The 12,727-nt window shown below is 42.3% G+C and carries 11 protein-coding genes and 1 riboswitch; of the genes, 7 read left to right on the forward strand and 4 right to left on the reverse strand.

Going from position 1 to position 12,727, the window contains the following annotated elements; translation table 11 throughout:
- A complete protein-coding gene (locus ACP69X_RS03905) occupies window positions 1-324 on the reverse strand; it encodes a WXG100 family type VII secretion target (RefSeq protein ID WP_024427532.1) in 324 nt (107 codons plus the stop codon).
- A 226-nt stretch (window positions 325-550) separates the two neighbouring features.
- On the opposite strand from ACP69X_RS03905, the gene pepT reads away from it, so the two are divergent.
- The gene (gene pepT, locus ACP69X_RS03910) at window positions 551-1,783 is read left to right on the forward strand and encodes a peptidase T (RefSeq protein ID WP_426052441.1); all 1,233 of its coding nucleotides are present in this window, start codon (window positions 551-553) and stop codon (window positions 1,781-1,783) included.
- Between the two features lie 289 nt (window positions 1,784-2,072).
- A complete protein-coding gene (locus tag ACP69X_RS03915; protein WP_039182574.1) occupies window positions 2,073-2,252 on the forward strand; it encodes a hypothetical protein in 180 nt (59 codons plus the stop codon).
- Window positions 2,253-2,337: 85 nt separating this feature from the next.
- On the opposite strand, the gene ACP69X_RS03920 is transcribed toward ACP69X_RS03915, so the two are convergent.
- Window positions 2,338-3,015: a DUF3298 and DUF4163 domain-containing protein gene (locus tag ACP69X_RS03920; protein WP_305960560.1), complete on the reverse strand. Its 678-nt coding sequence runs from the start codon at window positions 3,013-3,015 to the stop codon at window positions 2,338-2,340.
- Window positions 3,016-3,176: 161 nt separating this feature from the next.
- On the opposite strand from ACP69X_RS03920, the gene ACP69X_RS03925 reads away from it, so the two are divergent.
- The 5 genes from ACP69X_RS03925 to ACP69X_RS03945 all read left to right on the forward strand — a co-directional run bounded on the left by ACP69X_RS03925 (window position 3,177) and on the right by ACP69X_RS03945 (window position 9,332).
- Complete coding sequence (locus ACP69X_RS03925) at window positions 3,177-4,034, forward strand: MurR/RpiR family transcriptional regulator (protein WP_175297110.1); 858 nt, start codon at window positions 3,177-3,179, stop codon at window positions 4,032-4,034.
- A 198-nt stretch (window positions 4,035-4,232) separates the two neighbouring features.
- Window positions 4,233-5,126: a 2-hydroxy-3-oxopropionate reductase gene (gene garR / locus ACP69X_RS03930; protein ID WP_426052442.1), complete on the forward strand. Its 894-nt coding sequence runs from the start codon at window positions 4,233-4,235 to the stop codon at window positions 5,124-5,126.
- Between the two features lie 7 nt (window positions 5,127-5,133).
- Window positions 5,134-6,555 carry a four-carbon acid sugar kinase family protein gene (locus ACP69X_RS03935; protein WP_269102874.1) on the forward strand — a complete coding sequence of 474 codons (1,422 nt, stop codon included), beginning with the start codon at window positions 5,134-5,136 and terminating at the stop codon, window positions 6,553-6,555.
- A gap of 49 nt (window positions 6,556-6,604) precedes the next feature.
- Complete coding sequence (locus ACP69X_RS03940) at window positions 6,605-7,924, forward strand: gluconate:H+ symporter (RefSeq protein WP_342499832.1); 1,320 nt, start codon at window positions 6,605-6,607, stop codon at window positions 7,922-7,924.
- 82 nt (window positions 7,925-8,006) lie between these two features.
- Window positions 8,007-8,119, forward strand: a riboswitch (SAM riboswitch).
- An 88-nt stretch (window positions 8,120-8,207) separates the two neighbouring features.
- Entirely contained in the window at window positions 8,208-9,332 is a 1,125-nt protein-coding gene (locus tag ACP69X_RS03945; RefSeq protein ID WP_073978793.1) for a 5-methyltetrahydropteroyltriglutamate--homocysteine S-methyltransferase, read from the forward strand.
- Window positions 9,333-9,387: 55 nt separating this feature from the next.
- Here the strand turns inward: ACP69X_RS03945 and ACP69X_RS03950 are convergent, their stop codons facing one another.
- Window positions 9,388-10,806 carry a glycoside hydrolase family 1 protein gene (locus ACP69X_RS03950; RefSeq protein WP_041087552.1) on the reverse strand — a complete coding sequence of 473 codons (1,419 nt, stop codon included), beginning with the start codon at window positions 10,804-10,806 and terminating at the stop codon, window positions 9,388-9,390.
- Complete coding sequence (locus ACP69X_RS03955; RefSeq protein ID WP_411264148.1) at window positions 10,778-12,685, reverse strand: beta-glucoside-specific PTS transporter subunit IIABC; 1,908 nt, start codon at window positions 12,683-12,685, stop codon at window positions 10,778-10,780. The genes ACP69X_RS03950 and ACP69X_RS03955 overlap by 29 nt, the downstream gene beginning before the upstream one ends.
- Between the last annotated feature and the right edge of the window lie 42 nt (window positions 12,686-12,727).

Genomic DNA, 12,727 nt, shown 5'->3' on the forward strand with positions numbered 1-12,727 from the left:
TCATCTCCCTTCTCGGTTTCTTTCTCTCCGTTCTTCTCTTCTCTTTCGCTCAAGCTCTTCCATTCTGGCAATTTCAGCTTTACGCTCCTCTATTTTGACCGCTGCATCCCGCAGTTCCTGACTTGTTTCAAGCAAATCCTTTTCAAATTGATCATAGCGTGCCGTTGTTTCTTCAAAGCTTTGATCAAATTTATCTCTTGCTTCTCCCTGCCAGCCTGATCCTACTGCCTTTAGCCGATTCTCCAGCAGCTGCTTTGACTGCCGAATCTCATCAGCCGCTTCCTGAAACTTTTGAGCGAGTGCCAGCGTTTGACTAGAATCCAACTTTCGCACCCCTTCCTCCCAATTTAACGTACAAATGGATGATTTTATATGTCCTCATTATAAATAAAAAGACACCTAAAAAAATCACCCTAAAGAACCATTCAGCACATTACCTAATGAAAGTGGGTCTTTTTCCTCTCTAATTGCCAGAGAAAGCCTTTCTTGTTATGAAGCGCATTCAAGACGTGATAAAATGGACGTATTCTACAAAAGGAGTGACGTATAGATGAAAGAGGAAATGATTCAGCGTTTCACAAGTTATGTGAAGGTAGATACGCAGTCAGATGCAGAAAAAGGAAGCTGCCCATCTACTGAAGGACAATTGAACCTGGCGAGACAGCTTGTTGAAGAAATGAAATCCATCGGGATTCAAGAAGTGACAATGGATGAAAACGGCTATGTCATGGGAACGATCCCATCTAACACAGACAAAGACGTGCCGACCATTGGCTTTTTGGCTCATATCGACACAGCCACTGACTTCACCGGCAAAAATGTAAAACCGCAGCTTCATGAGAACTATCAAGGCGGCGACATTACCTTAAATGAAGATCTACATATCGTTTTATCTCCACAACAGTTTCCAAATTTACAAAAGTACCAAGGACATACACTGATCACAACAGATGGCACAACCCTGCTTGGTGCAGATAACAAAGCTGGTATCGCAGAAATTATGACAGCTATGCATTACCTAATCGAACACCCAGACATCAAGCATGGAAAAATCCGCGTCGCTTTTACGCCAGATGAAGAGATTGGCAGAGGGCCGCACAAGTTTGATGTTGATGCCTTTGGCGCTTCCTATGCTTACACAATTGACGGCGGACCGCTTGGCGAGCTGCAATATGAAAGCTTCAACGCAGCAGGTGCGAAAGTATCCATTAAAGGAAACAACGTCCACCCAGGAACAGCTAAGGACAAAATGGTCAGCGCTGCGAAAATCGGGATGCTCTTTCACAACAAACTTCCTTCTGACGAATCTCCGGAGTATACAGAAGGCTACGAAGGCTTTTTCCACCTGACGAAATTTGTAGGGGAAGTAGAAGAGGCGGAGCTGCAATATATTATCCGTGATTTTGATAAAGAGAAATTCAACAATCGCAAGGCATTGTTTGAAAATATCGCAAATGACTTAAAAGCCACCTACGGAGAAAACAGCATCACCCTCAGCATTCAGGATCAATATTATAATATGAGAGAAAAAATTGAGCCGGTGAAACATATTGTGGACATAGCTCATGAAGCCATGGAAAATCGCTCAGTCACACCGGTCATTGAACCAATCCGCGGCGGTACAGATGGCTCCCAGCTTTCATATAAAGGTCTACCAACGCCAAACATCTTTACAGGCGGGGAAAACTTCCACGGTAAATATGAGTTTATTTCCGTTGAAAACATGGTGAAAGCAACCGAAGTTATCGTTGAAATTGCCCGTCTATTTGAAGAAAAAGCATAGACATGTTTACAACCGTTCCTGTTCGGGAACGGTTTTTTAATAAAAGTTTACAATTTTCTGAAACTTTTATGACACTTATTCGTACTAATAGAGACAACCCCAGAAAAAATTCTTCTTGACGAGTGAAATAACTGGAAATATAATAGTTAAAAACAACCGGTATTTTAGACCTAAAATAGCAGATCAAATGAACCTTAAGGACTAAACCGATTCTGCTGCTTATTTTCAGTTATAAACATCACTCACCCTGTCTACACTTAAAGAATAGGATGAATTGGAGGAATGTCATATGATGATTTTATTGATTATCGCTTCACTTTGCTGCTACTTACTATTCTCTTTCAAAAAAGATAACCGCACCCAAAAAAGAAAAAGCGCAGAGCTTTCGGAGTTTGAAATCTTTCGTATGCGCCGCCACTACAACGGAAAACGCCGTCACCCACTAAACGAAGCACCTAAACAAGTATAAATCCAAATAAAAGAGCCTCATGAGGGGCTCTTTTTTGTTTGCATAAACAGCAAAAAACGACCACTGAATCTGGTCGTTTTTCTTTTTATTTATATACCTTCGCAGGAACTTGAATCATAGGAATTCCAACATAATAAGGTGAAATTTCATATGGCTGGAAGACAACAGCAATTCCCTTTTTCGTGAAGTAATACTGTGTGTTGTAGTTGATTTCAATGTCACTTTTTTTCAGGTTCGCATAGAATTTACTTTTATGTTTCTTTGTGTAGTTATAAATATAATCTCTTACTTTCGTACGCTTTTTCTTTGTTTTCACAACGTCAGTCAAGAACAGCTGCTTTGTTTTTTTCTTTGTTAACACATAGTTCATGCTGGAAACCATTGTGTCTCCATGCATGCTGCCATCATTCATGTAGTCATAGTTTAAGATACTTAGTTTCTTCCCATTGTTAAATTTCGTTTTAAACGATCTCTCGTACGTGATCTTCCCAAAGCCTTCCTTTTTCGCTTCATCCTTTAAGAACAAGTAAGTAGAATAAGAGAAAGCGATATCTTCTTTTAAATCACGATTGATGGTTTTCATATGCGCCTTGCTTAGGTTTTTCACCTGTGCATATTTGAACGTTTTTTTCTTTTTATAATAGTGTGTGCTTACTTTTGCTTTTTTTGCTTGTTTGGCATCCACAGATCCAACTGGCGCAAACAAGGAAACAATCAGTGAGAAAATAAGCAGGCTGATCGTTAGGCCTTTTTTCATTGTCATAGTAAAAACCCCCATTTTTGTCTATTACCAAATGAGTGTACCATGACAAAAGAACCAAAAGAAGTATTTTTTCCATATTATTCTTCATTTTTCCACATCTGGTTTGTTTACCGTTTTCATAAGTTCCTGTATGCTTAATGTAGAATGCTAGATGAAGTGTGGTGTTTATCATAGAAGAGAATATTTTTAGTCACATTCGGACGACGTTTCATAGTTTGTCCCCAACCCAGAAAAAGATTGCCAATTACATTTTACAAAACCCTCAGAAAGTTGTGCTTCATTCTATCAGTGCTCTCGCTGCTGAATGCAGCACAAGTGAAACGACGATCTTTCGTTTTCTAAGAAAAATTGGCTATGAATCGTATCAAGTGTTTCGTGTCCATGTTGCACAGGATATCGCGACCAATACACCTCAATCCATATACGGCGAGATCGAGGCATCCGATAGTGTAGCTGACATTAAACATAAGGTCATAGAGTTAACAACAAACTCTATTCAAGATATGAAGCATATTTTAGAGGATCATGCCGTCACACAATTCATTGAACACATGAAACAGGCACATAAAACCGTCTTTTTTGGAGCAGGTGCGTCCAGCTTTATTGCTGGTGATGCTTACCATAAGTTCCTGCAGCTTGGTTTTGAAGTGAGCCTCTGCAGTGATCCGCATATGATGAATATGATTGCAACACACGCCACGGAACACGATTTTATCGTCGCAATCTCCCATTCAGGAGAAAGCAGAGAAATTCTTGACGCCGTACAGTTTGCAAAAGAAAAGGGGGCAAGGGTTGCTTCTATTACCAGCTATCCGAAATCTGAGCTCGCAAAACGGTCTGATTTTCATCTGCTTAGCTCTTCCAGAGAGACAACCTATCGATCGGACTCCATGATCTCCCGTATCAACCAGCTTGTGATCATTGATGTACTATACGTCGCCGCTGTTTTAGAGCTAGGATCAAATGCCATTGAAAACGTGAAACGATCTAGATTAGCCGTAGCTAAAAATAAAACATAAACGCTAAAGACCGGAGCTGATTCCGGTCTTTTTTTGTGACTTTTTTCATATTTTCCGTTGACACGTTCCTATCACGTCATGTACATTAAGTGAACAATAGTTTATTTCCTACTATTAAATTTAAAAGATAGTATATATACTAACATAATGAAAAGAAAGCGCTTTTTGTAAGGGTTTTCTATATAGGAGGCGGACAACGTGACAAAGAAGATTGGATTTATTGGACTAGGTATTATGGGAAAACCTATGGCACTCAATCTATTAAAAGCCGGTCATACTTTAACGGTTTTTGACCTAAATGAGGAAGCGATTCGATCGTTACAGAAAGCCGGAGCAAAAGGTGCTGTTTCAGCAGCTGAGGCAGCTTCTGAAAGCGATATCATCTTCACAATGCTTCCTAAAGGAGAGCATGTAGAGGCAGTCGTTTCAGGTGATCAAGGCATTTTAACGACAGCCGCACCTGGCACTGTCATCGTAGATATGAGCTCAATTTCTCCTGTAACCTCTAGGGCTTTAGCTGCTCTTGCCAAACAGCATCAGGTGGAATTTATCGATGCACCTGTCAGCGGCGGAGAACCGAAGGCAATAGACGGAACACTAGCCATCATGGCTGGCGGCGAAGAATCCATCTTTGAGCAAGTGAAGGATGTCCTGCTTGCGATGGGCACTGAGGTCGTATTAGTCGGGACAAATGGAAGCGGGACAACAGCTAAGCTTGCCAATCAAATCATCGTCAACTTAAATATTGCGGCCATGTCCGAGGCGCTCGTTCTAGCCGCTAAATCAGGCATTGCCATTGATAAGATGTATGAAGCCATCCGCGGCGGACTGGCAGGAAGTGCCGTTCTCGATGCAAAAGTTCCTCTCATCTTAGAACGAAATTTTGAACCTGGCGGACGCATCGACATCAACTTAAAGGATTTAACCAATGTCATGGAAACTGCTCATGATATCGGTGTTCCTCTTCCGCTTTCTAGCCAGCTGCTTGAAATCTTCCACGCCCTCAAAGCAGACGGAAAATCCGGGCTTGATCATGGCGGCATCGTTCAATATTACGAAAAAATGGCTCATGTCGAAGTAAAGAAAGGGTGAGATGGTCATGAAGCAAAGCACTGACATATTGAATGCCATTCCGAAAGCAGATTCAAAGGCCATTCAATCAGCATACGAACAAGCACTCAGCAGCTTTCAGCATAAAGTCATTGTTTTAGATGATGATCCAACAGGGATTCAAACCGTACATGGCGTCTCTGTTTTCACCAATTGGTCAGAAGAAAGCATTGAGGCTGGTTTTCTTGAAGAGAGCCGCATGTTCTTTATTTTGACTAATTCTCGCAGTATGACTGAGAAAGAAACTACCGCTGCACACGAAACAATTGCTGCAACCATTGTAAAGGTGGCTGAACGGCTTAAACAGGAATTCATCATTGTCAGCCGAGGAGATTCTACTCTTCGCGGACACTTTCCGCTTGAAACTGAGGTACTCAAAACGACCATTGAACAGCAAAGCTCCCGCCAGTTCGATGGAGAAATCCTTCTTCCCTTTTTCCAAGAAGGCGGACGCTTTACGATCGACAATATTCATTACGTACAGGAAGGACACAAATTAATTCCTGCTGGTGCCACAGAATTTGCAAGAGACCGTACATTCGGCTTTCAATCCTCTCATCTAGGAGAATGGATTGAAGAAAAGTCAGAGGGATTGTTCACAAAAGAGAACACGACCTACATTTCGTTAGCTGATCTGCGGGCTTTACGCATCGATCAAATCAAACAACAGCTCATGGGTGTGAAAGATTTCAAAAAGGTGGTTGTAAACGCAGTGGACTATGACGATGTCAAAGTCTTTGTCACCGCTCTCATTGAAGCCATTCAAGCAGGACAGCAGCTGATGTTCAGAAGTGCGGCGGCGCTCACAAAAGTACTTGGCGGTATAGGGGATCAAGCCTTATTAACAAGAGGTGACTTGATACAAGAAGAAAGCCCGCATGGTGGTCTCATTATGATCGGTTCTCATGTAAAAAAAACAACAGAACAATTAAAAGCGCTTGAGCAAAATAAAGAGATGGCTTTTATTGAATTTAATACCCACCTCGTGTTAGAGTCCGATGCCTTTCGCAAAGAAATTGATCGCGTCATCCAGCAAACTGAAGCACTGTTGGCAGCAGGTCAATCTGTGGCTGTTTATACAAGAAGAGAACGGCTTGATCTTGGGGATGATCGCCAAGAGGAAGAATTAAAGCTCTCTGTACAGATTAGTGATGCTGTGACAAGTATTGTCCAGCGCCTCACCATTCGTCCTAAGTATCTCATTGCCAAAGGCGGAATTACTTCCAGCGATATTGGGACAAGAGGACTTAGCGTAAGACGTGCGACCGTGGCAGGTCAAATCAAACCAGGGATCCCTGTTTGGCAAACAGGAGAAGAAAGTAAATTCCCTTTCATGTCTTATGTGATTTTCCCGGGAAATGTTGGGTCAAAGGATACGTTAAAAGAAGCTGTAGACATACTTGAAGGATAAGGCATAGGGGTGTTTGCGCCCCCTTATGCACCACAAAGGAGGAAAGATCATGTCGTTAGTGTTTATTGGACTTGGCGTTTTGTTATTACTTTTACTCATGGTTGTCTTTAAGTTAAACGCTTTCATTTCTTTGATTATTGTCTCTTTAATTGTTGCTGTGTTAGAAGGAATGACACCGCTAGAAGCGATTGCTTCCGTCGAAAAAGGACTTGGCAGTACGCTCGGACACCTGGCACTCGTTCTCGGTTTTGGAGCGATGCTTGGGAAATTGATGGCTGATTCTGGCGGTGCTCAGCGTATCGCGATGACACTCATTGACCGATTTGGCATCGGAAAAATCCAATGGGCGACAATGCTGACTGGATTTGTGATTGGAATTGCTCTATTTTATGAAACCGGATTCATTATTTTAATTCCATTAGTCTTTACGATCGCTCAGGCTGCAAGACTTCCTGTGCTGTATGTGGGCATGCCGCTTGTCGCTGCTCTCATCACCACACACGGCTTCCTCCCTCCTCACCCAGGGCCGACTGCCATTGCGAATGTCTTTCAAGCAAACATGGGACAAACCTTATTGGTTGGGATTATTTTAGCGATTCCTGCTGTTTTAGTAGGTGGACTTCTGTTTACAAAACTATTTAAAAAAGACCAGTTGCACGCACATATCCCAAAGAACCTATTTAATCCAAAGGAATTCACAGAAGAAGAAATGCCTAGCTTCGGCATTAGCATTTTCACCGCTGTTTTGCCTGTATTGCTTATGACATTCAGAGCATTTTTAGAAATTTTCTTCCCTTCCTCCCTATTGCTGCCTACCGCTGAGTTTTTAGGCGAACCGGCGATTGCACTATTAATCTCAGTGCTGCTTGCCATCTACACGTTTGGGCTTGGAAGAGGAAAGAGCATGCAGGACGTGATGAAGTCCATCACGGATTCTATCGGCTCTATTGCCATGATTTTATTAATTATTGCGGGCGGCGGAGCCTTTAAACAGGTGCTCATTGATAGCGGCGTCGATCAATACATTGCAGGGATCATGCAAGGAAGCACACTTTCTCCCCTGCTTCTGACTTGGCTCATTGCTGCTGTCCTTCGTGTCTCTTTAGGATCAGCGACTGTCGCCGGTCTCACGGCGGCTGGCATTTCTGCACCACTGATTGGCCTGACGGGTGTCAGCCCTGAATTAATGGTGATCGCAACAGGTGCCGGCAGTATCACGTTCTCTCATGTGAATGATGCAGGTTTCTGGATTTATAAAGAATACTTTAACCTATCGATGGCTCAAACCTTTAAAACGTGGACATTGATGGTCACCGTGCTTTCACTTGTCGGACTTGCTGGTGTTCTTGTTGCTGACTTGTTCATGTAGGAAATTAAATTGTAAAAACCATTGACTTTTCCCTGAAAACGTTGAATAATTGTGTTTATTAAGAAAATTTAATCAAAAGGTAACCTTATTAAGAGTGGTGGAGGGACTGGCCCTGTGAAACCCGGCAACCGCTGTTCCTAGGAACAGAATGGTGCTAATTCCTTAAGCAAGCAGATGCTTGTTTGAAGATAAGGCAGAGTTCTCACAGTATATGATGCTCTTCCTTATCCAAGGAAGAGCTTTTTTATTTGATTTTTTAACCTGAAGAAAGAAGGGATTCAGCATGACACAAGTACAAACCATTGGAAAGAAAACAACGAAACCGCCATTCCGCGCAGATCAAGTAGGAAGCTTACTTCGTTCAGAACGCATCAAGGAAGCACGCAAGCAAAAGGCAGAAGGTACGCTGACAGCAGAGCAGCTCCGACAAATTGAAAACGAAGAAATTACACGTATTGTAGAGAAGCAAAAAGAAATTGGGTTAGAGGTTGTCACAGATGGTGAGTTCAGACGTGCATGGTGGCATTTTGACTTTCTGGAAGGACTCGATGGGGTTGAAGGATTTGAAGCAGATCAGGGCATTCAATTCCATAACACGACGACAAAAGCAAGAGGGATCAAGGTAACAGGCAAGATCGATTTTTCAGATCATCCAATGCTGGAGGATTATCGTTTCCTTCACAGCATCGCTGGTGATCATACGGCTAAAATGACGATTCCAAGTCCGAATATGCTCTTTTTCCGTGGAAGGCTTGAAGAAGGAGTGTATGACAGCTTAGAGGAATTCCACCATGATGTGGCACAGGCGTATAAGAAAGCCATCCGTGCTTTTTATGATGCAGGCTGCCGCTACTTGCAACTGGATGATACGGCATGGGCGGTGTTCTTTTCTGAAAAAGGCCACGAACAAATCAAAGCCTTTGGCCGTGAAGAAGATGAACTTCGTGAGTCGTTTGCGAAAACAATCAATGAAGCTGTTGCTGATCGCCCAGAGGATTTGGTGATTACTATGCACATTTGCCGCGGTAACTTTAAATCGACATGGGCAGCTGAAGGTGGTTACGAAGCAGCGGCAGAAACAATTTTCGCCGGCTTAGATCTTGATGGTCTCTTTTTAGAATTCGACGACGATCGTTCTGGCGGATTTGAGCCTCTTCGATATGTGAAGAACCCAAACCTTCAAATCGTACTAGGCCTTGTCACTTCAAAATACGGAGAGCTTGAGCCAGTTGAACAGATTAAAAAACGCATTGAGGAAGCGGCTCAATATGTGGATATTAACCAAATTTGTTTGAGTCCACAATGCGGATTCGCCTCAACAGAGGAAGGCAACCTGTTAACAGAAGAGCAGCAATGGGAAAAGCTGCGTCATGTGATTGAGATTGCTGATCAAGTGTGGACTGCGTAGTCCCTCAGAGACGAAAAAAAGACAAACCGCAGTATGAGCGGTTTGTCTTTTTCTTTTATGCATCCAAATGTTCACCATTTGTCGCAATCACTTGTTTATACCAATCGAAGCTTTTCTTTTTCTTTCTATCTAATGTACCGTTTCCTTCATTATCACGGTCAACATAAATGAAGCCGTAGCGTTTTTTCATTTCAGCCGTTGATGCGCTGACAAGATCAATTGGGCCCCAGCTTGTATAACCGATCAGGTCTACTCCGTCTGCGATGGCTTCTCTCGCCTCTAGCAAATGGCTTCTGAGGTAATCAATTCGGTAATCGTCTTGAATTGATCCGTCTTCTTCTACTTGATCGACAGCACCCAATCCATTTTCTACGATAAACAATGGTTTTTGATAGCGGTCATACAGCTGATTCAGTGTTGTACGAAGTCCTTTCGGATCAATTTGCCAGCCCCAATCACTTGCTTCCAGATATGGGTTCTTCACACCTTCAAATAAGTTACCACCAGTCACTTGTTCAAGGACCTTTGGATCTGTACTCGTCACAAAACTCATATAATAACTGAAGCCAATATAGTCAACTGTATGGTTTCTTAAAATGTCTTCGTCCCCGTCTTGGAACTCAATGTTGATGTCATTTTCAAGGAAATAACGTTTCATGTAACCTGGGTAATAGCCTCTTGCCTGTACATCTGAGAAGAACAATGTTTTACGATCTTGCTCAATTGCAGCAAACATATCTTCAGGTCTTGAGCTGTACGGATAAGTTGTCATTGCTGCAATCATACAGCCGATTTTCGCATCAGGAATGATTTCGTGTCCTGCTTTGACAGCTAAAGCACTTGCAACAAATTGGTGATGCGCTGCTTGATATTGAATGCTTTTCTCGTCATCACCCTCTTCAAATACAAGTCCGCCGCCAGTGAAAGGCGCATGTAATACAACATTGATTTCATTGAAGGTCATCCAATATTTCACTTTATCTTTAAAGCGAGTAAACAATGTTTTAGCGTATGTTTCATAAAGATCCACAAGCTTACGGTTTCTCCATCCGCCGTAGTTTTTCACAAGTGCGAGCGGCATTTCATAGTGAGAGATGGTGACAACTGGCTCAATTCCATGCTTATGCAGTTCATCAAATACTTTTTCATAAAAAGCGAGGCCTGCTTCATTCGGTTCCGCATCGTCGCCATTTGGGAAAATACGCGGCCAAGAAATGGATAATCTGAAGCACTTGAATCCCATTTCTGCAAAGAGTGCAATATCTTCTTTATAGCGATGGTAGAAATCGATGGCATCATGATATAAGTTAAGGTCTTTCATTGATTCATCGAATGGGTGCATAATACCATTTGGCGATACATCAGCTGTCGATAAGCCTTTTCCATCTTTATTATATGCGCCTTCAATTTGGTTGGCTGCAACAGCGCCGCCCCATAAGAAACCTTTAGGAAATGTTTTTTCTAACTTGTTCATGTTGAATACCCTCCTCTTTATCTTCTACACTGACTGTAAGCAGTGTCTCTTTCCCTGTAATCGCTCCATCTGTTTTCGCATCAACTTGAGCATAATCATTCGTGTTGGTAACAATAACAGGTGTGGTCACATCATAGCCTTCTTTCTGAATACCCTTGATATCAAATTCAACCAGCACATCCCCTGCTTGTACAAGATCACCGGACTGCACATGACTTGTGAAATACTTTCCGTCAAGCTTTACCGTGTCAATCCCGACATGAATAAGAAGTTCTGTGCCTTGGTCGCTCTTCAAGCCAATGGCATGTTTTGTGTGAAAAATGGTTTCAACCTTGCCGTTGAACGGTGCAACAACTCGTCCAACAGTTGGTACAATGGCTGCACCTTTACCCATGATTTCATTAGAGAATGTTGCATCATTTACTTGATTGAGCGGCTTTAGTTGACCTTCAAGCGGGCTTTGTACCACTTCATTTTGAAGCGCTTCTGTGTCTTTTTTTTCTTCTGGTTTGTCTGCTTTTTTATCATCTTTTACTGGTACATCTTTGAATCCTAGAACAAGTGTCATGATCGTTGCTACGACAAAACCGATCACTAAGCCTATGATAGAGTAGACAAATGTTGGTCCAATGAATGTTGGGAGACCTGGAATACCTGCTGACCCAGACACCACATATGATTTTACTTTGAAGATCGACATGAACACGCCGCCTGCTGCTGCACCAATGAGCGCTGCAAAGAACGGTTTTTTCAATCGCATGTTCACACCATACATAGCAGGTTCAGTAATACCCATTAAAGCTGTAATACTTGTAGACATCGCCAATGATTTGAATGTTTTGTTTTTTGATCTTAAGAAGACACCGAATGCTGCGCCTGCTTGTGCCATATTCGCTACAAACATCATTGGAAGAATGTAGTCAAAACCGTTTAACGTAATGTTGTTGATCATGATTGGAAGCAGTGCATAGTGCATGCCCGTAATGATCAATGGTGACATGAATCCGCCGATCAAGAGTCCGGCCAAAATACCTGCATGTTTAAACAATAAATCAATTCCACCTGAAAGGCCATTTCCGATAATTCCACCAAGCGGTCCAACCGCGATGAGCATAATTGGTACAACGACAAGAAGTGTGACCGTTGGAACAAGGATGATCTTTAATGATTTCGGACTATATTTTTCTGCGAATCTTTCAACATATGAGCCGAGCCAGATAGTGAGTAGAATTGGAATCACTGATGAAGAGTACACAACGGCAACCACTGGCAAGCCGAGAAATTCTGTATTTCCTGCGCCCAGTAAAGCGGTTAACTGCGGATGCAGTGCTGCTGCTGCAATGGCAGCTGCGATATACTGATTTGTGCCAATTTTTTTGGCTACGCTTACAGCTAGTAAAATCGGTAAGAAGTAAAAGGCTCCGTCTCCGATGGCTGTTAAAATTATATACGTACTGCTTTTATCTGATATCCACTGGAATGTGAGCAGTAGTGCCAATATTCCTTTGATCATACCAGCTCCAGCGATCGCTGGAAGAATCGGCGTGAAGACACCAGAGATAAAATCGAATAGCTTTGATATCACATTTTGTTTTGACGATTCTTCTGTACCGCCTGATTTTACATCTGCTGATAGGCCAGAGTCAGCAATCATCGCTTGATAGACATTTGAGACATCATTGCCGATAATGACATGATATTGACCTCCGCTTTGATTCACGCCCATGACGCCGTCTGTTGATTGCAGCTTTTCTTTATCTGCCTTGCTTTCATCGTATAAGTTGAAGCGAAGTCTTGTCATACAATGTGTAACTTGCTTAACATTTTTTTCACCGCCGACAAGTTCTAGCACTTCTTTTGCTGTTTGTTTGTGGTTCATTGTGTTACCCTCCAATCGTCGATTTCATCTTGATATAGAAAA

The sequence above is a fragment of the Bacillus sp. DC4300-2b2 genome (assembly GCF_049895685.1).
In the GTDB taxonomy this organism is placed as follows: domain Bacteria; phylum Bacillota; class Bacilli; order Bacillales; family Bacillaceae; genus Bacillus; species Bacillus safensis.

Excerpts from the sequence above, each read along its gene's own strand:
- ACP69X_RS03920 (WP_305960560.1), bottom strand. The coding sequence starts at position 3,015 with ATGACAATGAAAAAAGGCCTAACGATCAGCCTGCTTATTTTCTCACTG.
- ACP69X_RS03940 (WP_342499832.1), top strand. The coding sequence starts at position 6,605 with ATGTCGTTAGTGTTTATTGGACTTGGCGTTTTGTTATTACTTTTACTC.
- pepT (WP_426052441.1), top strand. The coding sequence starts at position 551 with ATGAAAGAGGAAATGATTCAGCGTTTCACAAGTTATGTGAAGGTAGAT.
- ACP69X_RS03945 (WP_073978793.1), top strand. The coding sequence starts at position 8,208 with ATGACACAAGTACAAACCATTGGAAAGAAAACAACGAAACCGCCATTC.
- ACP69X_RS03950 (WP_041087552.1), bottom strand. The coding sequence starts at position 10,806 with ATGAACAAGTTAGAAAAAACATTTCCTAAAGGTTTCTTATGGGGCGGC.
- ACP69X_RS03935 (WP_269102874.1), top strand. The coding sequence starts at position 5,134 with ATGAAGCAAAGCACTGACATATTGAATGCCATTCCGAAAGCAGATTCA.
- ACP69X_RS03955 (WP_411264148.1), bottom strand. The coding sequence starts at position 12,685 with ATGAACCACAAACAAACAGCAAAAGAAGTGCTAGAACTTGTCGGCGGT.
- ACP69X_RS03915 (WP_039182574.1), top strand. The coding sequence starts at position 2,073 with ATGATGATTTTATTGATTATCGCTTCACTTTGCTGCTACTTACTATTC.